The organism is Paenibacillus sp. FSL W8-1187 (assembly GCF_037965485.1).
Taxonomy (GTDB): domain Bacteria; phylum Bacillota; class Bacilli; order Paenibacillales; family Paenibacillaceae; genus Paenibacillus_O; species Paenibacillus_O pasadenensis.
This window is the reverse complement of the sequence record NZ_CP150181.1, coordinates 2,887,186-2,912,186: the sequence shown is the minus strand read 5'-3', so window position 1 is coordinate 2,912,186 and position 25,001 is coordinate 2,887,186. Positions and strand designations below refer to the sequence as shown.

Annotated in this window: 25 protein-coding genes and 1 riboswitch; of the genes, 19 read left to right on the top strand and 6 right to left on the bottom strand. The window is 66.3% G+C overall.

The features are described 5' to 3' along the window. Positions 1-22 precede the first annotated feature (22 nt). From NYE40_RS12575 to NYE40_RS12560, 4 genes are read left to right on the top strand one after another with little or no spacing between them, the layout of a single operon-like run. Positions 23-1,207: an acetyl-CoA C-acyltransferase gene (locus NYE40_RS12575; RefSeq protein WP_101809154.1), complete on the top strand. Its 1,185-nt coding sequence runs from the start codon at positions 23-25 to the stop codon at positions 1,205-1,207. 54 nt (positions 1,208-1,261) lie between these two features. Beyond that, entirely contained in the window at positions 1,262-3,043 is a 1,782-nt protein-coding gene (locus NYE40_RS12570; protein ID WP_028597266.1) for an acyl-CoA dehydrogenase family protein, read from the top strand. 21 nt (positions 3,044-3,064) lie between these two features. Further along, a complete protein-coding gene (locus NYE40_RS12565; RefSeq protein WP_028597265.1) occupies positions 3,065-4,753 on the top strand; it encodes a long-chain fatty acid--CoA ligase in 1,689 nt (562 codons plus the stop codon). Next, on the top strand, positions 4,750-5,187 hold the full coding sequence (locus NYE40_RS12560; protein WP_043110835.1) for a PaaI family thioesterase: 438 nt from the start codon (positions 4,750-4,752) through the stop codon (positions 5,185-5,187). The genes NYE40_RS12565 and NYE40_RS12560 overlap by 4 nt, the downstream gene beginning before the upstream one ends. 1,100 nt (positions 5,188-6,287) lie before the next feature. Here the strand turns inward: NYE40_RS12560 and NYE40_RS12555 are convergent. Next, entirely contained in the window at positions 6,288-6,446 is a 159-nt protein-coding gene (locus NYE40_RS12555; protein ID WP_164820151.1) for a hypothetical protein, read from the bottom strand. Between the two features lie 53 nt (positions 6,447-6,499). Between NYE40_RS12555 and NYE40_RS12550 the strand changes: the two genes are divergently transcribed. From NYE40_RS12550 to NYE40_RS12535, 4 genes are all read left to right on the top strand, one after another. Next, positions 6,500-7,180: an NAD(P)H-binding protein gene (locus NYE40_RS12550; protein ID WP_028597263.1), complete on the top strand. Its 681-nt coding sequence runs from the start codon at positions 6,500-6,502 to the stop codon at positions 7,178-7,180. 199 nt (positions 7,181-7,379) lie between these two features. After that, positions 7,380-9,323 (top strand): ATP-dependent DNA helicase, encoded by a 1,944-nt coding sequence (locus tag NYE40_RS12545; RefSeq protein ID WP_228551506.1) that lies wholly within the window; start codon positions 7,380-7,382, stop codon positions 9,321-9,323. Beyond that, positions 9,323-9,637: a DUF6509 family protein gene (locus NYE40_RS12540; protein WP_043110834.1), complete on the top strand. Its 315-nt coding sequence runs from the start codon at positions 9,323-9,325 to the stop codon at positions 9,635-9,637. The genes NYE40_RS12545 and NYE40_RS12540 overlap by 1 nt, the downstream gene beginning before the upstream one ends. Before the next feature lie 20 nt (positions 9,638-9,657). Beyond that, entirely contained in the window at positions 9,658-9,966 is a 309-nt protein-coding gene (locus tag NYE40_RS12535) for an MGMT family protein (protein ID WP_028597260.1), read from the top strand. 114 nt (positions 9,967-10,080) lie between these two features. On the opposite strand, the gene NYE40_RS12530 is transcribed toward NYE40_RS12535, so the two are convergent. Then, a complete protein-coding gene (locus NYE40_RS12530; protein WP_052332932.1) occupies positions 10,081-11,037 on the bottom strand; it encodes a DMT family transporter in 957 nt (318 codons plus the stop codon). Positions 11,038-11,190: 153 nt separating this feature from the next. Beyond that, positions 11,191-11,345: riboswitch (FMN riboswitch) on the bottom strand. A gap of 132 nt (positions 11,346-11,477) precedes the next feature. Between NYE40_RS12530 and NYE40_RS12525 the strand changes: the two genes are divergently transcribed. The 6 genes from NYE40_RS12525 (at position 11,478) to NYE40_RS12500 (ending at position 17,956) form a co-directional block, all read left to right on the top strand. Continuing rightward, the gene (locus tag NYE40_RS12525; RefSeq protein WP_028597258.1) at positions 11,478-11,864 is read left to right on the top strand and encodes a hypothetical protein; all 387 of its coding nucleotides are present in this window, start codon (positions 11,478-11,480) and stop codon (positions 11,862-11,864) included. 153 nt (positions 11,865-12,017) lie between these two features. Next, the gene (locus tag NYE40_RS12520; RefSeq protein WP_028597257.1) at positions 12,018-12,752 is read left to right on the top strand and encodes a response regulator transcription factor; all 735 of its coding nucleotides are present in this window, start codon (positions 12,018-12,020) and stop codon (positions 12,750-12,752) included. Then, entirely contained in the window at positions 12,749-13,945 is a 1,197-nt protein-coding gene (locus NYE40_RS12515) for a HAMP domain-containing sensor histidine kinase (protein WP_084136507.1), read from the top strand. The genes NYE40_RS12520 and NYE40_RS12515 overlap by 4 nt, the downstream gene beginning before the upstream one ends. Before the next feature lie 166 nt (positions 13,946-14,111). Further along, positions 14,112-14,798, top strand: coding sequence for an ABC transporter ATP-binding protein (locus NYE40_RS12510; protein ID WP_043110833.1), 687 nt, complete (start codon positions 14,112-14,114; stop codon positions 14,796-14,798). After that, positions 14,792-17,566, top strand: coding sequence for an FtsX-like permease family protein (locus NYE40_RS12505; RefSeq protein ID WP_028597254.1), 2,775 nt, complete (start codon positions 14,792-14,794; stop codon positions 17,564-17,566). Before NYE40_RS12510 ends, NYE40_RS12505 begins: the two co-directional genes overlap by 7 nt. A gap of 156 nt (positions 17,567-17,722) precedes the next feature. Further along, positions 17,723-17,956, top strand: a complete 234-nt coding sequence (locus NYE40_RS12500) for a hypothetical protein (RefSeq protein ID WP_028597253.1) — start codon at positions 17,723-17,725, stop codon at positions 17,954-17,956. Between the two features lie 79 nt (positions 17,957-18,035). Here NYE40_RS12500 and NYE40_RS12495 read toward each other — a convergent pair whose 3' ends face one another. Continuing rightward, entirely contained in the window at positions 18,036-18,941 is a 906-nt protein-coding gene (locus tag NYE40_RS12495) for a DMT family transporter (RefSeq protein ID WP_052332905.1), read from the bottom strand. Positions 18,942-19,076: 135 nt separating this feature from the next. On the opposite strand from NYE40_RS12495, the gene NYE40_RS12490 reads away from it, so the two are divergent. Next, complete coding sequence (locus NYE40_RS12490; protein WP_028597252.1) at positions 19,077-19,955, top strand: LysR family transcriptional regulator; 879 nt, start codon at positions 19,077-19,079, stop codon at positions 19,953-19,955. A 96-nt stretch (positions 19,956-20,051) separates the two neighbouring features. On the opposite strand, the gene NYE40_RS12485 is transcribed toward NYE40_RS12490, so the two are convergent. Both NYE40_RS12485 and NYE40_RS12480 read right to left on the bottom strand, forming a co-directional pair. Continuing rightward, positions 20,052-21,329: an N-acetylmuramoyl-L-alanine amidase gene (locus NYE40_RS12485; RefSeq protein ID WP_028597251.1), complete on the bottom strand. Its 1,278-nt coding sequence runs from the start codon at positions 21,327-21,329 to the stop codon at positions 20,052-20,054. Positions 21,330-21,487: 158 nt separating this feature from the next. After that, positions 21,488-21,796, bottom strand: a complete 309-nt coding sequence (locus tag NYE40_RS12480) for a hypothetical protein (protein WP_028597250.1) — start codon at positions 21,794-21,796, stop codon at positions 21,488-21,490. 18 nt (positions 21,797-21,814) lie between these two features. Between NYE40_RS12480 and NYE40_RS12475 the strand changes: the two genes are divergently transcribed. Continuing rightward, complete coding sequence (locus tag NYE40_RS12475; RefSeq protein WP_127464492.1) at positions 21,815-22,078, top strand: hypothetical protein; 264 nt, start codon at positions 21,815-21,817, stop codon at positions 22,076-22,078. Positions 22,079-22,115: 37 nt separating this feature from the next. Further along, a complete protein-coding gene (locus NYE40_RS12470; protein ID WP_043110832.1) occupies positions 22,116-22,412 on the top strand; it encodes a hypothetical protein in 297 nt (98 codons plus the stop codon). A 118-nt stretch (positions 22,413-22,530) separates the two neighbouring features. Here NYE40_RS12470 and NYE40_RS12465 read toward each other — a convergent pair whose 3' ends face one another. Continuing rightward, positions 22,531-22,893 carry a DUF423 domain-containing protein gene (locus NYE40_RS12465; protein ID WP_028597249.1) on the bottom strand — a complete coding sequence of 121 codons (363 nt, stop codon included), beginning with the start codon at positions 22,891-22,893 and terminating at the stop codon, positions 22,531-22,533. Between the two features lie 125 nt (positions 22,894-23,018). Here NYE40_RS12465 and NYE40_RS12460 point away from each other — a divergent pair, with 125 nt between their 5' ends. After that, on the top strand, positions 23,019-23,567 hold the full coding sequence (locus NYE40_RS12460; protein WP_028597248.1) for an isochorismatase family cysteine hydrolase: 549 nt from the start codon (positions 23,019-23,021) through the stop codon (positions 23,565-23,567). 62 nt (positions 23,568-23,629) lie between these two features. Next, on the top strand, positions 23,630-24,925 hold the full coding sequence (locus NYE40_RS12455; protein WP_028597247.1) for an MFS transporter: 1,296 nt from the start codon (positions 23,630-23,632) through the stop codon (positions 24,923-24,925). The last annotated feature ends 76 nt before the right edge of the window (positions 24,926-25,001 follow it).

Sequence of the window (25,001 nt, the reverse complement as noted above, 5' to 3'; positions counted from 1 at the left end):
CGAAGAGGAGCGTGAGCATTCAATGAGAGAAGCGGTAATCGTATCGATGGCTAGAACGGCGGTCGGCCGGGGCAAGAAGGGCAGCCTGCGGCAGACGCGCGCCGACGACCTCGGACGCATCGTGCTGGACGAGGTCGTCCGCCGCGCGCCGGGCTTGAAGAAGGAGGATGTCGAGGACATCATCATCGGCTGCGCGATGCCGGAGGGCGAGCAGGGGCTGAACTTCGCCCGCATCATGTCGCTGTACGCGGGCTTCCCGGTGACGGTGCCGGCGCTGACGGTCAACCGGTTCTGCTCGTCGGGGCTGCAGTCGATCGCCTTCGCCGCGGAGCGCATCATGACCGGTGGCGCGGATGTGCTCATCGCCGGCGGCGTCGAGAGCATGAGCCATGTGCCGATGACGGGCTTCAAAATCTCGCCGAACCCGCGCATCGTCGACGAGATGCCGGAGGTGTACATCGGCATGGGCCATACGGCCGAGCGCGTCGCCGAGCGGTTCGGCGTCTCCCGCGAGGACCAGGACCGGTTCGCCACCCGCTCGCATGCCAAGGCGGCGGCCGCGATCGCGGCCGGCAAGTTCGACGGCGAGATCGTGCCGGTCGAGGCCGAGCTCAAGGAGCTCGGCGACAACGGCAAGGTGAAGACGGAGCGCTTCACGTTCCGCACTGACGAGGGCGTGCGCGCCGAGACGACGGCCGAGACGCTGGCGAAGCTGCGCCCGGCGTTCAAGCTCGGCGGCTCGGTGACGGCGGGCAACTCGTCGCAGGTGAGCGACGGCGCGGCGGCGGTCGTCATTATGAGCCGCGAGAAGGCCGACGAGCTCGGACTGAAGCCGCTGGCGACGTTCCGCTCGTTCGCCCTGGCGGGCGTCGAGCCGGAGATCATGGGCGTCGGACCGGTCGAGGCGATCCCCAAGGCGCTGCGGCGCGCCGGCATCCGGCAGGAGCAGGTCGAGCTGTACGAGATCAACGAGGCGTTTGCCTCCCAATGCCTGCACATCATCCGCGAGCTCGGCCTCGACGAGGAAAAGGTCAACGTCAACGGCGGCGCGATCGCGCTCGGCCATCCGCTCGGCTGCACCGGCACGAAGCTCAGCGTCTCGCTGATCAGCGAGCTCCAGCGCCGAGGCGGCGGCTACGGCGTCGTCAGCATGTGCATCGGCGGCGGCATGGGAGCCGCCGGCGTGTTCGAGGTCCATCCAGCCTGAGCGCAGGAGGACGTCCGGTCCATTTGAACCTACCATCCAAAGGAGAGACGAACCATGACGACCAAAAGCAAAGTGCTCGGAGGCAGCTTCATCATCGACGATCTCGATTTCAACGCCATTGTCATCCCCGAGGAGCTGACCGAGGAGCAGCGCATGATCGCCGAGACGACCGAGGACTTCGTCGCCGGCGAGATCGAGCCGGTCGACGAGCAGATCGAGAAGCTGAGCTATGAGCTGACGGTCGAGAAGCTGCGCAAGGCCGGCGAGCTCGGCCTGCTCGGCGCCGACGTGCCGGAGGCTTACGGCGGCCTCGGACTCGACAAGGTGAGCAGCACGCTCATCAGCGAGAAGATGACGAAGGCGAGCGCGTTCGCCTTGTCGGCCGGCGCGCATGTCGGCATCGGCACGCTGCCGATCGTCTATTTCGGCAACGAGGCGCAGAAGCAGAAGTACCTGCCGAAGCTGGCGAGCGCCGAGCTGATCGCGGCGTACTGCCTGACCGAGCCGTCCTCCGGCTCCGACGCGCTCGGCGCGAAGGCGACGGCGGTGCTGAGCGAGGACGGCAGCCACTACGTGCTGAACGGCACGAAGCAGTTCATCACGAACGCCGGCTTCGCCGACGTGTTCATCGTCTACGCCAAGGTGAACGGCACCGACTTCAGCACGTTCATCGTCGAGCGTACGATGGAGGGCGTGAGCATCGGGCCGGAGGAGAAAAAGATGGGCATCAAGGGCTCGTCCACCTGCCCGCTTATCCTCGAGGACGTCAAGGTGCCGGTCGAAAACCTGCTGTGGGAAGTCGGCAAAGGCCATCTGATCGCCTTCAACATCCTCAACATCGGCCGCTACAAGCTCGCCGTCGGCTGCGTCGGCTCGGCCAAGGACGCGATCGAGTATTCGGCCAAGTACGCCAACGAGCGCACGCAGTTCGGCCGTCCGATCAGCAGCTTCCCGCTTGTCGGCAAGAAGCTGGCCGAGATGAACATCCGCACCTACGTCATGGAAAGCATGGTGTACCGCACCGCCGGCCTGTTCGACGTCGGCCTCGCTGACGTGGACTACGCGGCGGCGGATGTCGGCTACCAGTCCGCCAAGGCGATCGCCGAGTACCAGCTCGAGTGCTCGATCAACAAGGTGTTCGCCTCCGAGGGGCTCGACTTCGTCGCCGACGAAGGCGTGCAGATCCACGGCGGCTACGGCTTCACGCAGGAGTACCGCATCGAGCGCATCTACCGCGACTCGCGCATCAACCGCATTTTCGAAGGCACGAACGAGATCAACCGCCTGCTCATCCCCGGTACGCTCATCAAGCGCGCGATGAAGGGCGAGCTGCCTCTGCTGCAAAAGGCGATGAAGCTGCAGAACGAGCTGATGGAGCTGCGCGCCTCAAGCCTGCAGTTCGAGCAGCCGCTGGAGCTGGAGGCGCATCTGCTCGCCAGCGCCAAGAAGATCTTCCTCATGGCCGGCGCGTCGGCCGTGCAGAAGTACCAGACGAAGCTCGAGCAGGAGCAGGAGGTGCTGAGCAACCTCGCGGACATCATGATCGGCGTGTTCGCGATGGAAAGCGCGCTGCTGCGGACGCAGAAGCGGATCTCGCTGCAGGGCGGGGCGAAGGCGCAGCTCGGCGTCGACATGACGAGCGTGTTCGTGCAGGAGGAGTTCAGCCGCATCGCCGAGCTGGCCAAGGAGACGCTGGCGGCGATGGAGACGGGCGACATGCTCAAGACGCAGCTGTCCGTGCTGAAGAAGCTGACGAAAAACGGCGCCCTCGATACGGTGAAGCTGAAGCGCCGCATCGCTTCCCGCGTCATCGAGGCCGAACGGTACGTGCCATAAGCACAGATGGGGGTGGACGGCATGGCGAATAGACCCTGGCTCAGTCACTACCCGCATGAAGTCCCGCCGACGTACGATTATCCCGACCAGAACCTGGCCGAGTTCCTCGTGCGCACGGCGGAGAGAAGTCCGAACCAGACGGCGCTCGAATTCATGGGCGCCCGCATGTCCTACGGCACGCTGCTCGACTCGTCTTACCGCTACGCCAACGCCATGATCAGTCTCGGCCTCAGAAAAGGAGACCGGGTCGCGGTCATGCTGCCCAACTGCCCGCAGGCGGTCATCGCCTATTACGGCACGCTGCTGGCCGGCGGCATCGTCGTCATGACGAACCCGCTCTACATGCCGCGCGAGCTGGAGCATCAGCTGCTCGACGCGGGAGCCCGCTTCATCGTCGCGCTCGACCTGCTCGTCGGGCGGGTGCGGCAGGCGACTCGCGAGCAGCCGCTGGAGCGGATCATCGTCGCTTCCGTCGCCGATTACTTGCCCTTTCCGAAAAACCTGCTCTACCCGCTCAAGGCGAAAAAGGACGGCACGCCGCTGCCGAAGCTCGACTACGGCGACCGCCAGCTGCTGAATTTCGTCAAGCTGCTGCGCGAGTCGCTCTCCGATCCATGCCGCGTCCCGGTGGAGTCGCGGCATGATCTGGCGCTCATCCAGTACACCGGCGGCACGACGGGCTTCGCCAAAGGCGTCATGCTGACGCATCGCAACCTGATCGCCAACACGATCCAGAGCGAGCTGTGGAATTATCGCAACGAAGGGAGCAAGGAGCGGTATTTCGCCGCTCTGCCCTTTTTCCACGTCTTCGGCATGACGGTGCTGCTCAACCAGGGCATCCGGCTCGGCGCGACGCTGTATCTGATGCCGCGCTTCGAGATCAATGCCGTGCTCAAGGCGATCCACAAGCACAAGCCGACGGTATTCCCCGGCGCGCCGACGATGTATATCGCGATCATCAACCATCCCGACGTCGCCAAGTACGACCTCAGCTCGATCAACGTCTGCATCAGCGGCGCCGCCGCGCTGCCGCTCGAGGTGCAGGAGCGCTTCGAGCGGCTGACGGGCGGCAAGCTGATCGAGGGCTACGGCCTCACGGAGGCGTCGCCGGTGACGCATGCGAACAACATCTGGGAGCTGCGCAAGAGCGGCTCGATCGGCATCCCGCTCCCCGACACGGAGGCGCGCATCGTGCATCCGGAGACGGGCGAGGACGTGCGGCCGGGCGAGATCGGCGAGCTGATCGTGCGCGGGCCGCAGGTGATGTCCGGCTACTGGAAGCGGCCGGAGGAGACGGCGCAGACGCTCAAGGACGGCTGGCTGTACACCGGCGACCTCGGGCGCATGGACGACGACGGCTTTTTCTACATCCTCGATCGGCGCAAGGACCTCATCATCGCGGGCGGATACAACATCTATCCGCGCGAGGTGGAGGAGGTGCTGTTCGAGCATCCGGACGTCGAGGAGGCGATCGTCGCCGGCGTCAACGATCCGTACCGGGGCGAGACGGTGAAGGCGTTCGTCGTGCTGCGCAGCGGCGCCGAGCCGGATGCGGCGGAGCTCAAGGCTTGGTGCAAGGAGCGGCTCGCCGCCTACAAGGTGCCCAAGGCGTACGAGTTCCGCGACAGCCTGCCCAAGACGCTCGTCGGCAAGGTGCTGCGCCGCAAGCTGCTGGACGAGGAGCTGCAGAAGCAGGAGGAGACGAAATGAACCTGAACTTGGAAGCGGATTCATCCGAAGAAGGCAAAAAGCTGCTGGAGCAGTGGTCCGCCGCCGCCGAACAGTCGTTCTGGGGCTTCCTCGGAGCGGAGATGAAGGTCATCCGCGAAGGCTACGCGGAGGTGTACCTCGACATCAAGCCGCATCATATGAACCTGATCGGCATCCTGCACGGCGGCGTGTACGCGACGCTGATCGACTCCGCGATGGGGCTCGTGGCGATGGCCGCCCATCCGGACCGGGCCGTCGTGACGACGAACCTGAACCTGAACTACGTCTCTCCGATCAAGGAGGGACGGCTCATCGTCAGCGCCGAGATCGTGCATCAGTCGCGCAAGATGGTGAGCACGCAATCCTACGCCCGCACCGAGTCGGGCGAGCTGTGCGCCTTCGGCACGGGCACTTTCCGCGTGCTCGGCTCGTAGGGGAGCAAGGGCGCAGCATCTGCATGCGGACGTCGCGGGTTCCCGCTATGTTCCGGATGCGCAGCTCTTGCGCGCTTCAAGCCGTTTCCCGGCAGGCTTTCGGGCTGCTTGGGAGACGGCTTTATTTTGTCTCCGGAACGATCCGGAAAAGCGAGCTGTGTCCGACAAGGAATTCGCTGCGCGAGCCGAGTCTTTCTCGGCGGTAAGCCGGATAAGCAGGCCATGTGCGACAAGGAACACGCTGCGCGAGCCGATCCTTTCTCGGCAGGAAGCTGGCAAGTCCGATGGGACAAGAAGGCCGCTGCGCAAGCCGAGCCTTTCTCCGATTCCACTGGAAGCCGGATGGCTTGATCCCCTGACCTCCTATTCGGAGGCCATCCGTCTTCCAAGAGGACCGCTGCCGCTTCTCCGAAAGGCATCGGCTCGCTCCGCGAGCAGCTCGGGTAGACAGGAGGCGAAACGGAGGGAGTTGCGCGGAAAAACCGAGTAACTCGGATAGGCAGGAGGCGAAACGGAGGGAGTTACGCGGAAAAACCGAGTAACTCCGGTATGTAGGAGTCGGAACGGAGGGAGTTACGCGGAAAAACCGAGTAACTCGGATAGGCAGGAGTCGGAACGGAGGGAGTTGCGCGGAAAAACCGAGTAACTCCGGTATGTAGGTGGCGGAACGGAGGGAGTTACGCGGAAAAACCGAGCAGCTCGGGTAGACAGGAGTCGGAACGGAGGGAGTTGCGCGTAAAAACCGAGCAGCTCGGATCTAAAAGGAAAGTAGGAGCTTGGTGTGGAGCTGCGTACCGTATGCGGGGCATGAGTAGAGCTTGGGGACCGGAGCGAAGCGGGGCGGGGAACTCGTGGAGAAGCGGCAGCGGTTCCCTTGGAGGCCGGATTCCACCCCTGCTGGGGAATGGGATCAAAGGAATCTGGGCTCCAGGGAGATCGGAACGAGTCCCCGCTCCGCGAAGCGGATACCGGTCACGATGCCCGCTCCGCGAAGCGGATACCGGTCACGATGCCCGCTCCGCGAAGCGGATACCGGTCACATTGCCCGCTCCGCGAAGCGGATACCGGTCACATTGCCCGCTCCGCGAAGCGGATGCCGGTCACGACGCTCGCTCCGCGAAGCGCGTGCCGGTCACGACGCCGGCTCCGCGAAGCGGATACCGGTCACGATGCTCCGCGAAGCGGATGCCGGTCACGACGCTCGCTCCGCGAAGCGATTTCCGGTTTCCGCTCCGCCGTCCGATCGGCCGTTTTGCCATGTTCTCTCCGGCATGGAATAATGAGGACAGATCGAAGAAGGAGGGGGATGCGGATGGCACGAACGGCCGTCATTGCCGGCGCGACCGGACTCGTAGGAGGAGAGCTGCTGCGGCTGCTGCTGGAGAGCGAAGCCTACACCGAAGTGATCGCGGCCGGCCGCCGAAGCACGGGGACAACGCATGCGAAGCTGCAGGGGGTCGTTTGGGAGCAGGATCGGCCGGAGGCGGCGCTGGAGGGCCGCCTGAAGGGAGCGGATCTGTTCATCGCAACCGGCACGACGATCCGCAAGGCCGGCAGCCAGGCGGCATTCCGGGAGGTCGACTACGAGCTGCCGCTGCGGCTCGCCCGCTCGGCTGCCGCCGAAGGCGCCGCCTCGCTCGTCATCGTCTCGTCGATCGGCGCCTCCGCGTCGTCCCGCGCCTTTTACTTGCGGGTCAAAGGCGAGCTCGAGCAGGAGCTCGGCAAGCTCGGCCTGCGCAAGCTCGTGCTGCTGCGGCCGTCCCAAATCTTGGGCGCCCGCGCCGAGAAGCGCACGCTCGAAGCGGCGGCTGGAGCGGTCGGCAAGGCGTTCGGTCCGCTGATGAAAGGGCCGCTCGCCCGCTATCGGCCGGTCGAGGCCCGCGTCATCGCGGCCGCGATGCTGGCCGCCGCCCAGCATGCGCCGGAGGGCAAGACGGTGCTGGAGTCGGAGGCGCTCCCGGCCGAAGCGCGCAAGCTGCAGCAGCGGAGCTAGGTAGCGCACTCGAGAAAATGTGCTGCCGACGGGCAGCGGATCGGCGGCGGGTGGAGGCAAGCCCCTTTACACAGACTACCCGGCGGATTATGATGAAGGTTCGACATGGGCAGCGGAGCGCTGCGAGGCAGGGCAACCGAAACCGCCCGCAGCCGTCCGCTCTCCTGATCTTCAACCTGCAAGGGGAGGCTATGCCCGCTTGACCCAGACCCGCTATCCGTTCGTCTACGATCCTTCGCTGCCGTTCATCGGCCAGGCGAGCGACTGGATCGCCGACGTTTTCTACGACATTCTTCCCGAGGCCGGCTTCGAGGTGCGGGACGAGCAGATCTTCATGGCGTTCCAGCTCGAGCGCGCCTACCAGGAGCGCAAGACGCTGTTCGCGGAGGCCGGCGTCGGCACCGGCAAGACGCTCGTCTACCTGCTGTACGCCGCCGCCTACGCCCGCTATACGCAAAAGCCCGCCGTCATCGCCTGCGCCGACGAGTCGCTGATCGAGCAGCTGACGAAGCCGGAGGGCGACCTGGCCAAGATCGCCCGCCATCTCGGACTTGCCGTCGACGCCCGCGTGGCGAAGTCGCAAGGCCAATACCTGTGCCTGAACAAGCTTGACGCGGCCCGCGGCGGCGAAGGGGGCGAGCGGTTCGACGAGCTCCACCGCTCGCTGCCGGAGTTCGTGCATCGTCCCGCGACGATGCAGGCGTTCCACCCGTACGGCAGCCGCAAGGACTACCCCGAGCTCGACGACGCCGACTGGTCGCGCATCGGCTGGGACGTGTTCCAGGACTGCCTCATCTGCCCGCAGCGCCATCGCTGCGGCATGACGCTCTCGCGCGACCACTACCGCAAGGCGCCGGACGTGCTCATCTGCTCGCATGACTTCTATATGGAGCATGTGTGGACGGCAGAGGCGCGCAAGCGCGAAGGGCAGCTGCCGCTGCTTCCGGAGCATAGCTCGGTCGTCTTCGACGAGGGCCATCTGCTCGAGGCGGCCGCGCAGAACGCGCTCACCTACAAGCTGCAGCATGCGATGTTCGAGTCGATCGTCAGCCGGCTGCTGCAGAACGACATCCGCGAGTCGCTCGCCTACGGCATCGAGGACGCGATCGCGCGCAGCGAGTCGCTGTTCCGCCTGCTGCGGCGCGAGGCCAGGCCGGTGGCCGGCTCGGACCGGCTCGAGTTCCGCTGGACGCCGGAGCTGACGCGCGAGGTCCGCGCCTTCCGCTCGCAGCTGGAGGAGATCGAGGAGCAACTCGTGTTCGAAAGCGGACTGTTCACCCTTGACGCTTATCATCTGACGATCGTCGAGGAGCATCTGGACATGATCGGCACCGCGCTCGCGCTGTTCGACCGTCCGGACGGGCTGATCGCCTGGCTCGCCGACGAGGCGGACGGACTGTCGCTCGTGCTCATGCCGCGGCTCGTCAAGGAGGTGCTGGCGGAGCGCGTGTTCGCGCGTCCGATGCCGATCATCTTCTCGTCGGCGACGCTCTCGGCGGGCGGCTCGTTCCATTATGTGGCCGATTCGCTCGGCATCCGGGACTACCTGCAGTTCAGCACGCCGAGTCCGTATGACTACGCCGAGCAGATGCAGGTGCGGACGGTCCGCACGGACGGACCGGAGGCCAAGCGCGCTGCTGCTCTGAAGGCGCTTCGGCGCAGCGGCGGCCGCGCGCTGCTGCTGTTCCCGGACCGTCGGCAGCTGGCGGAGTTCCGCGACTGGGCGGCGTCGAGCGGGGAGCTGGACGGCTACCGGATGCTGTACGAGGGCGACGCGGAGATCAGCCATCTGATCGGCCGGTTCCAAAACGACGAGGAAAGCGTGCTTGCCGCCGCGACGCTTTGGGAAGGATTGGACATACCGGGTCCTTCGCTGTCGCTCGTCGTCGTCTGGGAGCTGCCGTGGCCGCCCGCCGATCCGGTCTACAACGCCCGGCGGTCGGAAGCGCAGGATGCTTTCGCCGAGGTGGAGAAGCCGTTCATGCAGCTGCGGCTGCGTCAAGGATTCGGGCGGCTCATCCGGACGCGCGAGGATCGCGGCGAGATCGTCGTGCTGTCGGACCGGCTGGACGAGCCGGCGGTGCGGCAGGCGGTGCTGGAGCTCGTGCCGGAGGGCACGCTTCAAGATGAGGAGGGAAGCTGATGGAGCTGGAGCTATTGGAAATTAGCGAATATACGGTCGAGAAGCTGAAGGATCCGTTCGGCATTCTGAGCGGCGACCGCTACGAGTTCACGCTGCTGATCGAGGTCGACGAGGAGGACGAGCTGTACCGCCCGGCGGGCCTGTACGTGCGCGTCGTCTACGCGCTCGCGTCTGGCGGGGAAGGCCGCGTCGTCTCGCATGAGATCCGCGAGCGCGGCACCGACCAGCTGCTGGACTTCGGGCTGGAGGAGGACGAGCTGGCGGAAGCGGCGGCGTTCTGCGCCGCCCATGCGGGCGAAGCCGACAACGTCTGAGCAAAGGGGAGGCGGATGACATGCAGCCATTCACGGCAAGCGTCGTCCAAGTCGTGAAAGCCATTCCCGAAGGACGGCTCATGACGTACGGCGCGGTGGCGGCGGCAGCCGGCCAGCCGCGCGCGGCGCGCCAAGTCGTGCGCGTGCTGCACAGCATGGGCGAGTCCCAAGGCTTGCCTTGGCATCGGGTCATGAACGCGGCGCGGCGCATCAGCCTGCCCGGCGACGGAGGCGAGCTGCAGCTGGCGCTGCTGGCGGCGGAGGGCACGGAGCCCGGACTGGACGGCTGCTTCGACGAAGCGCGGTTCATGCGTGCGGACGAAGCCTGAGCATCGACAGGATAGGACGTAAAAAGGGCGGCAGCCCGGATCCGCCTCAGAGGGGAGGATTCGGGCTGCCGCCCTTTTTGATCTGGCAGCGTTGCCGGGGGCTGAAGGCTGAAGTCAGCCCGCAGGAGCGGCGGGCTGAGCGGAGCGCGAGGCGCTGCGGCTCAGCAGCACGAGCACGGTCCAGATGACCACGAAGCCGGCGACTTGGCCGGCGGTGAGCGCCTGGTCGAAGACGAGCCAGTTGATGAGCACGCCGACGGCAGGGAACGCCAGCTCCGCGAGCGTGGCGAGCGAGGCTTTGGTGCCGGACAGCCCTTTGTAATAGAGCAGCATGCTCAGCAAGCCCGGGATGAACGCCTGGAACAGCAGGTTCACGAGCAGCAGCGCCGCCGCACCCCCTGCGCCGAGCGTCTGCCAGCCGTCGCCGGCGACGAGGACGAGCAGGCCGAGCAGCGGGATGGCGAGCAGGAAGCGCAGCGCCGTCACGAAGTGGAAGCCCATGCCCTTGGTGAGCAGGTACTTGCCCATGACGGTGGATCCGCCCCACAGCGCCGCCGCCCCGATGGAGAGCAGGCAGCCGAGGGTAGCGAGGTCATGCAGGCCGAGCGCCGGGGAGCCGAAGCCGAACGTCAGCAGGTAGGTGCCGGCCAGCGCCAGCAGCAGGAACCAGCCGAAGCGGCGCGGCAGCGCTTCGCGCAGCACGATCCGCGCGAGCAGGATCGCGAACAGCGGCTGCAGCTTCTGCAGCAGCAGGACGGCGTTGAAGTTGCCGTAGCTGAACGCCGCGGTGAACATGACGGTGGCGATCGCCGAGCCTCCCCAGGAGATGAACAGCATCGCGCCGACGATGCCGAGCGTGAGCTTGCCGGCGAGCTGATGACGGTAATGGATCAGGACCGGAACGGAATAGACGGCCAGCAGCAGATGCTCGAGAAAGACGATCTGCGCGGACGTGAAATGCTGGAGCAGCAGGATGCGGAACAGCGGATCGACTCCCCAGAGCGTCGCTCCGAGCGCGACATACCAGATGCCGCGCCCGCAGGAGAGCAGTCCGCCGCGGTCCGCCTGCAGCGGACTCGATGCGGCAGCGGTCGTACCCAATTCAAAAACCCCCATGAAACGGAATTTGAATTGAACCTCGTTAGAAGCAGCATGCCCCCGCCTGAAGGATCAGGACGGGGGCATGAAGAACCCGCCTGCCGCCAAAAATGGCGCCAAGCAGGGTTTCACCTTCTCTCATCCGGACTATACCGTCGGCCTTGGACTCGCACCAAGTCAGTCCCGCCGCCGCATGAAGCGGCAGCGGGAGTCGCGGGCTTCGGCGCCAAGCTGGCGCCGTCACCGCCGGTAGGGAATTTCACCCTGCCCCGAAGGTTCAGATTCAGTTAGACCGAATTGTAGCACAATCCGGCAGCGCTCGACAAGAAAAGTTCATGGTTCGCCGAAGCCAAAGAGCGGACGAGCGGGTATAATGGGAAAGGATAGGGAACATGCCAAGGAGGCTAATGACGTTGAAGAAATTCGGACTGATCCTATTGGCTGCGCTGCTGCTCGTCGCGGCGGGCTGCTCCTCGCGCAGCGGCGGCGTGGATGAATCCGCCGTGGAGACGCATATCGCGAGCGAGCCGGCGGCTGTCGCCGGCTCGCCGCTCCAGCTGACGGCGGAGATCGAGGGCATCGAGTCCCTCCTGCAGGAGGACGATCTCAAGATCGACTTCGACATCCGCGAGGAGACGGAGCAGGAGCTCCCGGTGCTGCTCACCTCGACGAAGAAGTCGGACAAGGAATATGAGGTGGAGCATACGTTTCCGGAGCCGGGCAAGTATGTGATCTACATCCACATCTATGCCGGAGACGACATCCACATCATCAAGCGCAACGAGTTCCAGGTCGGCTGACCGGCCGCTCGGAGCGCCGCCTGCGCGCTGCAGGCATGAAAAGCGATACGGGACGAAGCGGAGCAGTTCTCCGTTCGTCCCGTATTTGCTTTGCAGCGGATGCAGGGATGGATATAATAGGAAACCGAGAGATCAAGCAGGAGCGGACGGGGGATGGACATGAAGGTCGTATGGATCGAGGATGAGCGGGAGCTGCTGGAGGAAGGAGCCCGCTTCCTGCGGCAGGAAGGCTGGGAGGTCGAGGGAGCGGCTTCGGCGGAGGAGGCGGAAGCGCTCATCGAGCGCGGCAGGCCGGACCTGCTGCTCGTCGATTGGATGCTCGAAGGCGGGCGGACGGGACTGGATCTGTGCCGGCTCAACGACCGCAGCTGGCAGCTGCCGCTGCTCATGGTGACGGCCAGAGGCGATGAGTTCGACCGCGTGCTTGCGCTGGAGCTCGGAGCGGACGATTTCATTCAGAAGCCGTTCAGCCTGCGCGAGCTGCATGCTCGCATGAAGGCGGTGCTGAGGCGCGCAGGCCGAACGGCGACGGCGTCCGGCGCGGACGTCCAGGAGCCAGGCGGCGAAGGAGAGGTGCTGGAGCGCGGCGAGCTGACGATTCGGCCGCTGTCGCATGAGGCGGAGCTCGAAGGCCGGGCGCTTGAGCTGACCCGGACCGAGTTCGCGCTGCTGCTGCGGCTCGCCTCGCGGCCGGGCCGGGTATTCACGAGGACGCATCTGCTGGAGGAGGCGCTCGGCGACGCGTTCGCCGGTTATGAGCGCACGATCGACAGCCATATCCGCAACCTGCGGCGCAAGCTCGGCGACGATCCGGCCGATCCGCGCTTCGTGCTGACCGTGTACGGGGTCGGCTACAAGTTCAATCCCGATGCGGGAGCCGGCCGATGATGGACGCGCAGCGGATTCAGCGGATCGCCGCCGCCGCGGCCTTGCCGATCGGCGGCGGGGCGGCCGCCGCGCTGCTCGCGGCGCTGCTGCCGGCCGGTCCCGTGGCGGGAGACTCGTCCTGGGCGGCGCTGGGGCGCTGCCTGCCGCCGGCTGCGCTTACGGCGCTGCTGATCGCCGCAGCCATGCGGCTGGAGCGTCGCCGCTGGCGGCGGCGCCTGGCGGCATGGAGCCGGGTCGCCGAGCGCTTGGCGGATGAGCCGGATCGGGATGGAGGCGACGCGGCGGCAGACAGAGGGCGAGCGCCAGCCGCGCGGACGGATGCTGAGACTGAGGCTGGGCAGGCGGCTGCGGCGCGCCTCCATGTCCCCCGCGAGGGCGCGGCGACCGAGGCTGCGCTGCCATCGGACGAGACAGGCGGGTCCGGCGAGCGGGCGGGGTCCGCGCGCGCGGACGCGGCCGAGGAGCGGCAGCTGGAGCAGGCGCTGGGGCGGGCCGACGCGCTCATCCGGCAGCTGCGCACGACGCGCCGGCTCATGGTCGCGGAGGTCGCGCATGAGCTGCGCACGCCGCTCTCCGTCATCCGCGCCTCGCTCGACAACGCCTTGTACGAGCAGCGCCCGCTGCCGCCCGAGCGGCTGGCTGCTCTGTCGGAGCAAGCCGCCGCGATGAGCCGGCTCGTGCAGGATCTGCAGGATCTGAGCCTGGCCGAGAGCGGCCGCCTGCAGCTGGAGAAGAATTGGTTCGAGCCGGCCGCCGTCGCGGCGGCGGCGATGGAGCTGCTGCAGCCGGATGCCGACGATCGGGGCATCGGGCTCGTCGCCGAGCTGGACGGCAAGCTGCTGCTGTACGGGGACGGGAAGCGGTTCTCGCAGCTGCTGCTCAACCTGCTCGGCAACGCGATCCGCCATGCCCGCAGCCGCGTGACGGTGAGCGCTTCGGCGAGCGGAGCGGAGCTTGTGCTGCGCGTGCGCGACGACGGCTGGGGCTTCGAGCCCGAAGAGGCGGGGCAGCTGTTCCACCGGTATTACCGCAAGCCGACCTATGCGGACGGAAGTCCGGCGCCGCGCGGCATCGGCCTCGGGCTGGCTGTCGTCAAGGGCATCGCCGAGGCGCATGACGGCTCGGTGCAGGTGGAGAGCCGCGTCGGCGGCGGCGCCGAATTCACGGTGCGCTTGCCGCTGTTCCGCGAATGAGCGTCGGATCGTTCGCGCCCGTCGTTCGCGCCCGCATTTCCGCGAATAGGCCGACAGTCCGTCCGCTCTGCACAGGTTCTGCACATCGTTTCGGCGAGGACTGCATCCCGGCCTGGTACGGTAGAGGCATCCCCGAAGCGCGGGGAGGAAAAGGAGATTGCAGCCGATGCTGAGAGCGACAGAACTGAATAAGACGTATGGAACGGGAGTCGAGGCGACAAAAGCGCTCCGCGAGGTCGGCCTGACGCTGGACAAGGGGGAGATGGCGGCGGTGACCGGGCCGTCCGGCTGCGGCAAGTCGACGCTGCTGCATGTGCTTGCCGGCCTGGAGCCGGTCGACGGCGGGGAGATCTGGATCGGAGACGAGGCGGTCCACCGGCGGCGCGAAAGCGAGCTGGCGGCGCTGCGGCTGAAGCGCATGGGCTTCGTGTTCCAAGCGTATCATCTCGTGCCGGTGCTGAGCGCGGAGGAGAACGTGCAGCTGCCGCTGCTCGCCGGCGGCATGTCGCGCCGCGAGGCGGAGCGGCAGGCGCTTGAGGCGCTCGACCTGGTCGGCCTCGCCGCCAAGCGCCGCGCTCGGCCGTCGGCTCTGTCCGGCGGCCAGAGCCAGCGCGTGGCGATCGCCCGCGCCGTCGCCGGGCGGCCGGACATCCTGTTCGCCGACGAGCCGACCGGCGCGCTCGATTCCGATGCCGCCGATCAGGTGATCGGTCTGCTGGAGCTGATGAACCGCCAGTACGGCATGACGCTGCTGCTCGTCACGCATGACGACCGGCTGGCGCAGCGGCTGCCGCGGCAGATCCGCATGTTCAACGGGCGGATCGTCGAGGACCGCGGAGGCTCGTCATGCTGACCCGCGGCATTTCGTGGGCGATGGGCTCGCGCTATTTGCGCCGGCAGGGGCGGCAGACGGCGCTCGCCGTGCTGGCCGGAGCGATCGGCGCGATGCTGCTGGCGATGTCGTTGTTTCATTACGGCTCTGTCCGCGAAAGCGGCGACCGCTGGCTGAGCCGCCACTTCGGGCCGATCGACTGGGAGCTCGTCCCTGCCGGCCAGGAGGCCGGCTTCACGGCGGAGAGGGCTCGGGAGGTCGCGGCGGAGGGCAACGGCGAAGGGCCGTTTCCGTACCGCTATCTTCCCGCCGCGTCGGCGACGGTGATGCTGTACGCTTCGCCGGAGCCCGACGCGGAGGCGGCCATGCTGCAGCAGGCGCTCGCGATCGGCTTCGAGGCGCCGGCGGCCGCTGCGTTCGAGCCGGGCTCGCGGCTGTGGGACGAGCCGCTGCGGCCGGGCGAGGCGCTGCTCGACGCGGATGCGGCGGAGACGCTCGGACTGCAGGCCGGCGACATCGTTTATGCCGGCGCTCCGGACGGCGCCCGCGTCGGCTTCAAGCTGCGCGATGCGCCGCCTCCGTCCGGCTTGTCCGGCTACCGGGGCGACGGGGCGCGGCATAACGCGACGCTCGCGCTCCATCCGGACGACGCGCGGCGGCTGGCCGCGCTGCCGGAGGGCAGCTGGTCGGCGATTCTCGCTTCGCGGATGAATCCGGCCGATTCGGTGCTCGGCATGAGCTTTTCGTCGAAGCAGGAGGGCTGGTACGAGACTCGCTTCGTCAAGCGGAAAGCGGAGGACATGACGCGCAGCAATCTCGTCATCCTGATCGGCGTCATCAGCCTGACGGCGATCTTCTCCAGCGCGTTCCTGCTGCGGCAGATCGTGCTCATGCTCGCCGACTCGCGGGCGGAGCTGTACGGCGTGCTGCGGGCGATCGGCCTCAGCCGCAAGCAGGCGCGCAGCCTGTTCCGGGCGGAGGCGCTGCTGCTCGGGCTGCTGTCCGGCCTGGCCGGCATCGCGGCGGGACTGGCCGGCGGCTGGGGGCTTGTGAAGGCGATCTACGGCTCGGAGCTCGGCCGCTCGGCCGAAGCGTCGGGCATCCCGATCGAGCCGCATCTGCCGCTGCCGGTGCTGCTGGCGGGAGGGGCGGCCGTGCTGCTGTATCAGCTGCTGCTCGTGCTGGCGGCGAGCCGGCTGGCCGGCACGGGCTCGATCGTCGGCGCGATGCGGGGCGAATCAAGGGAGGGCGCGTCTGCGAGCGGCAAGCGTCGCCGCTCCATCCGCTTGGCCGTCGCCGCCGCAGCGGCCTGCGCCGTCGCCGGGCTGCAGGCTTACCACACCTGGGGCTGGTCGCCGCAGGTTGCGGACGGCTCGGTCATGCTGCGGCTGGCGCTCGTCTGGCTCGCCTCCGCCGCCGCGCTGACGCTGCTGCTGCAACTGCTGCTGCAGGCGGCAGGCTCGCGGCTCGGAGCGCGCGCCGGAGCGGACGTGCTGCTCGCTCTGCGCTATGCGGCGCAGCGTCCGGGACGCACGTTCACCGTCATGCTGCTGTTCGCCGTCGCGATGATGACGATCACCTTCACCTCGGGCATATCCAGCCTCATCCTCCCGAACTCGGATCCGGCGCGCGGTCCGCAGGCGCTGCTCGGCTACGGCGGCTTCGTCGCGTACGAGAGCGACAGCGAGAAGCAGGACATGCTGGAGCTGCTGAAGAGCGACGAGACGCTGCGTCAAGCGGTAGAGAGCTACGCGCATGTCCAGCCGACGATGGCTTCCATCTCGCTGTCTGACAGCTCCAGCAGGGGCGGGCAATCGTTCGTGCCGGTCACCCCCGAGCTCGTCCGGGGAGGCGGCTGGAAGCTGCTGGAGCGGTCCTTGGCCTTTGCGACCGATCAGGAAGCCTGGGACAAGGTGATGGCGGACAAGAGGTACATCGTCCTGCCGCGAAGCTACAAGGACTTCGGCGTCGAGCCGTCCGCGACCTTCTGGTCTCCGGAAAAGCTCTACCGCGTCGGCGACACGATCGAGCTCGGCTTTTTCAAGGCAGAAGTCAGGGCCGCCGGACAGCCGCCCGACCTGAAGCAGACGTTCACGATCGCCGGCTTCGCCGAGCCGAATTCCGCTTCCGGCGTCCATACGGAGTACGTCTACGATACGACCTACGTCCATCCCGATGTCTGGAAGCAGCTGCACGAGGGCTACCATCGCCCATGGGACAATCAGAAGTTCAAAGGGCTGATCCTGCTGCAGCTCGACGCGACCGATCTCAAGCAGGACGAGGAGGTCGTCTCCCGGCTCCTGTCCGCTGGCGCCTCGACGGCCGCCATTCCCTATCTGGACACGTGGAAGGAGCATGCTTCCTCGAAGCGGCTCGTGACCGGCTTCCTGGCCTTCACCGCGCTCTCGGCGGCGATCGGGCTGCTCGGCCTGGCCGTCCTGCAGCGGCGCTCGATGCTCGACCGCGAGCGCGAGCTCGCGATGCTCCGCTGCGCCGGCGTGCCGGCGCCGACGCTCCGGCGGGCGTTCATGCTGGAGGGGAGCCTGCTCGGCCTGCTTGGCCTCGCGGCGGGCTGGGCGGCCGGATGGAGCGGCGCGAGCGCGTTCGCCCGCGTCATCCAGACGGATCTGCGCCCGTGGGAGGAGCCGCTGCGGGTCGACTTCGACGGCTGGCTGCTCGGCGGCATCCTGCTGACGCTGTCCGCGCTTGCCGTGCTGCTGCAGGCCGGTTCCGTCCGCACGGCGCTGCGGAGCACGCCGGTCGAATCGCTGCGCAAGGCCGACGCGTAAGCGCGGCCTCGGTTTAAGAAAAACTTCAGAAAATGCTATGTTTTTGTTGCTTTCTGTCAGGTCAAAGCCCGTTATACTTAAAGTCGGACCTATTCCGGATACATTTTGCAGGTATAATCCGTCTTAGATAGAGAACGAGGCAAGGGAGAGAGCGGCATGAGGAAGCGATCCGAGGAGAGAATTCTGAGGCTGCGGCAGTCGGAGCAGGAATGCTATTCCGTCTGCTATTACCTGCTCGGCGACGAGCGGCTCGCCGTGCAGGCGGCCCAGCAGGCGCTGTGCGAGCTGTTCCGCAGCGAGGACGCCGCCTACGGACCGGAGCGGGTGCGCGCCGCCGCGATGCGTCAAGCGGTCAAGCTGGCGGCGCGGCGCTCGCCTGTGCTGCTATAGACAAAGAAGAAGACGAAAAAGAGCGGAACGGCAATCGTTCCGCTCTTTCCTATGCATCCGATGCGCTCGAGCCTTGCGCCTAGGGCAGCATGCCCGGCTCCGGCTGCGCCTGCGGGCGGCTGCGGCGGCGCAGCGCTTGCAGCCAGCGGGCTCCGTACTCCGAGACGAGCACGCCGGTGAGGACGAGCGCCGCGCCTGCATAGCCTTGCGCAGAGAGCATTTCTCCCACGACGAGGAAGCCGAACATCGCCGCGAACACCGGCTCCATCGAGAAGATGAGTCCCGCTCGCGAGGCGGTCGTGAATTTCTGCGCGGCCGGCTGGGCGATGTAGCAGAAGGCGCTGCAGACGACAGCGAGCGCGAGGATCGCTCCCCAGCCTCCGCCGGTCGACGGAAGCGACAGCTGGCCCATGAAGCCGGCGAAGATCAGTCCGAACAGGCCGGCGAAGCCGAGCTGCAGGACGCCGAGATTGATCGTGTCGACTTCTTTAGCCGCTCGGGACGTCAGCAGCACGTACGTCGCGTTGATGAGGGCGGCGAGCATGCAGAGCAGGTCGCCGGGCTGCATCGACAGCGGCATTTTCAGCGTCATCAGGCCGATGCCGGCGATGGCGAAGCCGATGCCCGCCGTCAGCTGCGGCGTCAGCTTCTGGCGCAGGAACGTCGCGGACAGGAGCGGCACGAAGATGACCGTCAGGCTGAGCAGGAAGCTGGCGTTCGCGGTCGACGTCGACTTGAGCGCGAACGTGACCGTCACGGAGATGAGGAACAGCAGCGCGCCTTGCATCGCGGCGAGCGCGACGGTTCGGCGCGTCGCCTTCCTCAGCCGGGGATACAGGATCGCGCCGGCGATCAGGAAGCCGATCATGAAGCGCAGCCCGATCAGCATGAGCGGCTCGACCGCCTCCATCGCCGCCTTCAACAGCAAGTAAGCGGACCCCCAGCATAACGTGACGACAAGCAGCAGCCATTCCGATTTCTTCATCTTCGTTCCATTCTCCATTCTTTCTTGAAGCTTTCATCCGAGGTCAAGTATACTCAGGAAGGAAGCATAAGGGAATTGAATGTTTGTCATGGAGAATATGAGAAAAAGGAATGAATCCGGCGGGAGAGATCGAGCATGAGTTTGTTCAAATACGAGGTGCTGAGCGCGGTCGTCGAGCTCGGCAGCCTGACGCGCGCCGGCGAGACGCTCGGCCTCACGCAGTCGGGCGTCAGCCATGCGATCAGCAGCCTCGAAAAGGAATTCGGATTGGCGCTGCTGACGCGCAGCCGCTCCGGCATCCGGCTGACCGAGAGCGGCGAGCGGCTGCTCCGCCCGATGCGCGAGCTGCTGGCCGCCCAGGAGCAGCTGAAGCAGGAGATTGCCCTGATCAAAGGGCTGCAGGCCGGAACCGTCCGTCTCGGCACGTTCACGAGCGTGTCCGTGCACTGGCTGCCGGCGATGATCAAGGCGTTCGACCGCGACTATCCCGGCATCGAGCTCAAGCTGATCGAGGGCGACTATCGCGACATCGAGGAAGGCATCGCGGGCGGCAACATGGATCTGGGCTTCCTGTCCCTGCCGTCGAGGGAGGGGCTCGACACGCTTCCGCTCAAGAAGGACCGGATGCTCTGCGTGCTTCCGCCCGACCACCCGCTCTGCGGAGAGCGGCGATTGTCCCTCAGCCAGCTGGAGGACGAGGTGTTCATCATTCCGAAGGAAGGCTCGGACTATGATGTCCGGCGCATCCTCGAGGAGTCGATCCGCCGTCCGCGCATCAAATACGAGACGCATGACGACTACGCCATCATCGCGATGGTCGAGCATGGGCTCGGCATCAGCATCTTGCCCGAGCTTGTCCTGCGCGGTCGCGACCACCGGGCGAGCATGGTCGAGCTTGAGGACGGGCGCTACCGCACGCTCGGCATCGCCGCCGCCTCGTTCAAGCTGCTGTCCCCTGCGGCCAAGCGGTTCATGGACTACATCCGCGAGTACGTCGGCAGTCTCGACGAGTAGAATGCGGAGCAACGAAAAAGGCAGCCCGCGAGCCGGCGCGATGGCCGGGAGGGCTGCCTTTTGCGGCTTGGAACGGTTCCTCCTCCGAAAGGAGGGTCATCCTTGAAGCTGCGCGTACATCCGCTGCAGGATGAGCGCTTCCGCCCACAGGGGCAGAGGGGTATCGGGCTGCTGCTTCCATACCGAATCGGTCAAGTATCCTTGCGTGTACAGCCATTCGATCGCCTGGATCTTGTAGTCCGGCGTGCTGGCCGGATAGTTCGGGGTCAATGCCATCGCTTTCGCCACTCCTTCCGCGATTGCCGCCGCCAGATTCTGGCGCACGGCCGAGTCCTTCAGCAAGCCTGCGTCGAGCGCGTTGTCGACGAACAGGTTCTCCAGCAGCACCGCCGGCATCGTCGTCTGCCGCAGCACGGCGAAGTTCGCCTCCTTCTTGCCGCGGTCCGCGACGCCGAGCGGAGCGAGCGCCTTCATGATCGCCGCATGGACCGCATCCTGGCGCACGCCCGACGGGCCGGAGCGCGTGCCGGGGTAGACATACGACTCGAAGCCTTCGCCGCCGGCCGCATTATGATGCAGGGAGACGAAATAATCCGCCTTCCAGCCGTTGGCTATCGTCGCCCGCTCTCCAAGCGGCACGAAAACGTCCGTGCTGCGCGTGAGCCGCACGTCGACGGCATAGCCGGCGCGCAGCAGCGCGGCGACCCGCAGCGTCAGGTCGAGCGCGCTGTCCTTCTCGACGATGCCGAAGCCTTGGGCGCCGGGATCGGTGCCGCCGTGGCCGGCGTCAAGCGCCACAATCGGCAGCGGCGCTTGCGGCGCTGCCGCGGCTGCGGCCGCCGTCATCGTGCCGTACAGCCGCATGATTTTCTGGCCGTACGTGTCGCCGGCCTCGAGCGCGGCCTGCAGCGAGGCGTACTTCGTCCGATTGTAGCCGGGCACGGCCCATTTTCCGGCGAGATCCTCCCAGTTGGGCGCGCTGCCGCGAGCGACGAGCGAGAAGCGCGGATCGACGACCCTCTCGCCGGCAGGCAGCGGCGCGGTCGAGGCGTAGGCGTACAGATGCTGGATCTGCGCCGTCACGCCCTCCGCGATCGTCGCGAAGCTGGCGCCGGCATTGCCGCCGCCGGTCGCGCCGATGCCGGCGAAGTTGTTCTGCTCGGGCCTTACGTCCCCGCCGAAGCGGAACCAGTTCGTCTCGTGGATCGACTGGCAGAGCGCGATGTCGCCGCGGATGCCGAGCCGGCTGCCGACGAGCCGGAACTGGCGGGCGATCTCCGCATTGAACGACGGATTGACCGTCCGCACGTAGGCGGCCATCGCGTCCGCGGATACGGCCGGCTGGCCGAGGATCGGGGTTTTTGCAATCGCCATCTATCTATCACTCCTTTGCGGAACAAGATAGAATAGACTATTCATCCGGTGGACAAGAGGGGTGGGCCGTCGAAGCGGAAGGGCGGATGCGGCGCGGGCGGGCGGAGGCGTTAAAAAACGCCCCTCGGAGCGAGGGGCGCAAGGCGTCGGAGCGGAGCCTATTCAATGCGGTCGTAGAACTTTTTCCATTCCTTGTCGCCGCGATGGACCAGATCGGCTACCGTGCGATCGATGACCGTATGGACGGCATTGCGGAAAAATTCCGTCTCGGCCCGGATCGCCGACTCGACCTCTCCTTTGGACTTCTCGCCGTTCGTACTGCGGGCGCCGATTTCCAGGCGGTGCTTTTCCTCATGCTCATCCAGCAGGTCGAGCAGATGGTCGAAGGCGATCAGGACCGCCTCGCGCCCCTGAAGCTTGCCTTGCTCGCTCAGCTGCTGCTTGAACCGCTCCATCTCCTTGCGCATGGGAGGTCACTCCTCTTTTTGGAAAATGTTCTTGCTGGCCTTATCATCGCATATCCTTCCCGCGGTTCGCAAGGCTGGGCTCCGGCACGGCTGGCCGGAGAACGGAGCGGGCAAGAAGCTATTGAAGCCGTCGGTCCGGAAGGAGCCTTGCATGCCATGACAACCTCTGAAAAATCCGGCTCCGCCGGCGCTCGTCCCGTCATCGCGCTGACCGGCGCGAGCGGATCCATCGGCCGCCATCTGCGGGCACTTGCGCAAAACGGGGAAAAAGAGGCAGAATAAGGATGACAAGCTATGCTGCAAGGAAGGAGAGAGGCTCATGCTCGTGCCGGTGCTGATCATCGCAGCTGCCGCGGCCGTCTGCGCGCTCGTCGTTTGGCTGAACCGCCGCCAAGCCAGCTCGCGCCGCCACTCCAACGTCATCGCGCTGGATGCAGCGCGCAGGCGCAAGAGCAAACCCAATCCCGCCGCCGCCCGCGGCAAGGGACAGCCCTGCTCGCTCTGCCGGCAGCCGTCCGCGCGGCTCGCCTTTTACTCCGATGAGAACGGACAGGTCATCGGCGTCTGCAAAGCCTGCGAGCCGAAGCTGAAGTCTCGCCAGCTCGACCGCCTGTAGCGCCAGCTTCCGCCGGATCCGAGACGCATCCTGCGGATGAAAAGAAAAAGGGCTGTCCCTGCCGGCCGACGAATGTCGGCCGGGGACAGCCCTTTTTCTTGCGATCGGACTCGCTCCGCTATCCGATGTAGGCGATCGCTACGAGCGCCCAGCCGGCGAGAAAGGCCAGGCCGCCGAGCGGCGTGATCGCGCCGAGCTTCTTCACTCCGCTCAGGCTGAGCGCGTACAGGCTGCCGGAAAACAGCACGATGCCGGCGGCGAACAGCCACACCGCGGCATGCACCAGCGACGAGGAGGCCGCCTCAGGCGATGCGCCGACAGCGACGATGCCGACGCCGTGCAGCAGATGGTAGAGCACGCCGGTCTGATAGTTCTTGCCGGCATCGCCGGCCAGGCGGGCCTTCAGCGCATGCGCGCCGAACGCTCCGATCGCGACGCCGAGAAACAAAAATGCCGCTCCGAGCACAAAAGCGGTTGGCATGGGGACACGCTCCTTCCACTTTCGTATGCTAGCGGGCGAAGCCGCTTCCGTCAATCCCTCGGCCGATTTGCAGCGGCAGCCGCGATTCGGTAGGATGGGGAAAACGACAAGCGGAGGGATGGACGATGGCAAGAGCGCTCATCAACATCGACTACACGAACGATTTCATCGCGGAGGACGGAGCTTTGACCTGCGGCGAGCCGGGCCGGGCGATCGAGGACGAGGTCGTGCGGCTGACGCGGGAGTTCGCCGAGGCCGGGGAGTGGGTCGTTTTCGCCGTCGACGTGCATGAACCGGGGGATGCCTGGCATCCGGAAACGAAGCTGTTCCCGCCGCATAATCTGCGGGGGACGAAGGGAAGGGAGCTGTACGGCAAGCTGGGCGAGCTGTACGAGGAGATCCGCGGGCTGCCGAACGTGCTGTACCGGGACAAGACCCGCTACTCGGCGTTCGCCGGCACGGACCTGGACCTGCGACTGCGGGAGAGAGGCGTGCGGGAGCTGCATCTCGTCGGCGACTGCACGGACATCTGCATCCTGCACACGGCCGTCGACGCCTACAATCTCGGCTACCGGCTCGTCATCCACGAGCGGGCGGTCGCCAGCTTCAACGCGGTCGGCCACGAATGGGCGCTTCAGCATTTTCGCGGATGCCTGGGCGCGGACATCCGCTGAGCGGCCGATTCCTCCCGCTGTTCCCGTTGTAGGAAACCGCCTTTTGCGGTACGATGGAGGACATGTCTACCTTCATCCAAGAGTGGCGCGAGCAGCTGGGCGGCTACAGCCGCAACATCCGGCTGTTTTTCGTCTTCAACCTATTGTGGAACATCGGTCTCGGCATGTACAGCCTCATCTACAATCTCTATGTCAAAGCTCTCGGACATGCGCCGACGATGGTGGGAGACATCGTCGGGGCGACGGCTCTGGCCGCCGCGCTCATCCTCATCCCCGCCGGCCTCGCCAACGACCGGTTCGGCGCGAAGCGGATGATCGGCATCGGAGCGGCGGCCGTCATCGCGGTGCTCGCGGCCCGCGCCTTCGCGGCCGGCAGCGGCCAGCTGACCGCGCTTGCCTTCGCGGCCGGCATGGCGCAAGCGATCGTATCGGCCACGATCCTGCCGTTCATGGCCGACAACTCCTCGCCGCGGGAGCGCGTCCACTTGTTCAGCTTCAACATGGCGCTCGTCATGGCGGCGAATGTCGCCGGCAATCTCGGAGGCGGGCTGATCAGCGACGCGCTGCGAGCGATCGGAGGCTGGAGCGAGCTCGCCAGCCTGCGGGCGACGCTGCTGGTCGGCGTCGCGATCGCGGCGGCCGGGCTCGTCCCGATCCTGAAGTTCGGCGCCCCGGCCGGCGCGGCCGGGGCGGCTGCCGCCGCCGCGAGCTCGCCGAAGCCAAGCTTCCGCGAGCGCTTCCGGCTGCATCGCTCGTCGTATGCGGCGATCGCGGCCTTTACGCTGCTCAGCCTGCTGTCCGCGATGGCGGGCGGCATGGTCGTGCCCTATTTGAATGTCTATTTCGAGGATAGGTTCCACGCTTCGCACTCGAGCATCGGCCTCGTCGTGGCGCTCGGCCAGGGAGCGACGGCGATCGCGTTCCTGCTCGGTCCGGCGATCGCCCGGAGGATGGGGGAGGTGAAGGCGGTCGTATGGCTGCAGCTCAGCTCGATTCCGTTCCTCGTGCTGACCGCCTACACGCATCAATTCTGGCTTGCGAGCTTCGGCTATCTGTTCCGGCAGGCGCTCATGAACGCGGCGAATCCGTTCTACAGCACGATCAAGATGAGGTACGTGCATCGGTCGCTGCGAGGATTGGCGGCGAGCTCGGGGGAGGCGATGTTCAATCTCGGCTGGTTCATCGCCGCGCCGATCAGCACCGGCCTCGTCGCGAGATACGGAGCGTACCATGGTTATGCGCGAGCGTTCACGGTGACCGCGATCATCTACACGCTGATCGCGCTGCTGTTCGGCTACTTTTTCGCCAAGCAGCGGTTCAAGCCGGTCGAGGAGGAAGAGCAGGCCCATCGCGGCTAGCAAGTGCCTGGCGCAGCAAGGCTGCGTCGGGTCGTTTTTCGCCCCATTAAATTTGTACGAATAATTATGTAAACCT

Excerpts from the sequence above, each read along its gene's own strand:
- NYE40_RS12495 (WP_052332905.1), bottom strand. The coding sequence starts at position 18,941 with ATGAAGAAATCGGAATGGCTGCTGCTTGTCGTCACGTTATGCTGGGGG.
- NYE40_RS12500 (WP_028597253.1), top strand. The coding sequence starts at position 17,723 with ATGAGGAAGCGATCCGAGGAGAGAATTCTGAGGCTGCGGCAGTCGGAG.
- NYE40_RS12550 (WP_028597263.1), top strand. The coding sequence starts at position 6,500 with ATGGCACGAACGGCCGTCATTGCCGGCGCGACCGGACTCGTAGGAGGA.
- NYE40_RS12485 (WP_028597251.1), bottom strand. The coding sequence starts at position 21,329 with ATGGCGATTGCAAAAACCCCGATCCTCGGCCAGCCGGCCGTATCCGCG.
- NYE40_RS12455 (WP_028597247.1), top strand. The coding sequence starts at position 23,630 with ATGTCTACCTTCATCCAAGAGTGGCGCGAGCAGCTGGGCGGCTACAGC.
- NYE40_RS12505 (WP_028597254.1), top strand. The coding sequence starts at position 14,792 with ATGCTGACCCGCGGCATTTCGTGGGCGATGGGCTCGCGCTATTTGCGC.
- NYE40_RS12575 (WP_101809154.1), top strand. The coding sequence starts at position 23 with ATGAGAGAAGCGGTAATCGTATCGATGGCTAGAACGGCGGTCGGCCGG.
- NYE40_RS12540 (WP_043110834.1), top strand. The coding sequence starts at position 9,323 with ATGGAGCTGGAGCTATTGGAAATTAGCGAATATACGGTCGAGAAGCTG.
- NYE40_RS12490 (WP_028597252.1), top strand. The coding sequence starts at position 19,077 with ATGAGTTTGTTCAAATACGAGGTGCTGAGCGCGGTCGTCGAGCTCGGC.
- NYE40_RS12480 (WP_028597250.1), bottom strand. The coding sequence starts at position 21,796 with ATGCGCAAGGAGATGGAGCGGTTCAAGCAGCAGCTGAGCGAGCAAGGC.
- NYE40_RS12565 (WP_028597265.1), top strand. The coding sequence starts at position 3,065 with ATGGCGAATAGACCCTGGCTCAGTCACTACCCGCATGAAGTCCCGCCG.
- NYE40_RS12555 (WP_164820151.1), bottom strand. The coding sequence starts at position 6,446 with ATGGCAAAACGGCCGATCGGACGGCGGAGCGGAAACCGGAAATCGCTT.
- NYE40_RS12535 (WP_028597260.1), top strand. The coding sequence starts at position 9,658 with ATGCAGCCATTCACGGCAAGCGTCGTCCAAGTCGTGAAAGCCATTCCC.
- NYE40_RS12465 (WP_028597249.1), bottom strand. The coding sequence starts at position 22,893 with ATGCCAACCGCTTTTGTGCTCGGAGCGGCATTTTTGTTTCTCGGCGTC.
- NYE40_RS12570 (WP_028597266.1), top strand. The coding sequence starts at position 1,262 with ATGACGACCAAAAGCAAAGTGCTCGGAGGCAGCTTCATCATCGACGAT.
- NYE40_RS12515 (WP_084136507.1), top strand. The coding sequence starts at position 12,749 with ATGATGGACGCGCAGCGGATTCAGCGGATCGCCGCCGCCGCGGCCTTG.
- NYE40_RS12510 (WP_043110833.1), top strand. The coding sequence starts at position 14,112 with ATGCTGAGAGCGACAGAACTGAATAAGACGTATGGAACGGGAGTCGAG.
- NYE40_RS12520 (WP_028597257.1), top strand. The coding sequence starts at position 12,018 with ATGGACATGAAGGTCGTATGGATCGAGGATGAGCGGGAGCTGCTGGAG.
- NYE40_RS12560 (WP_043110835.1), top strand. The coding sequence starts at position 4,750 with ATGAACCTGAACTTGGAAGCGGATTCATCCGAAGAAGGCAAAAAGCTG.
- NYE40_RS12470 (WP_043110832.1), top strand. The coding sequence starts at position 22,116 with ATGCTCGTGCCGGTGCTGATCATCGCAGCTGCCGCGGCCGTCTGCGCG.
- NYE40_RS12460 (WP_028597248.1), top strand. The coding sequence starts at position 23,019 with ATGGCAAGAGCGCTCATCAACATCGACTACACGAACGATTTCATCGCG.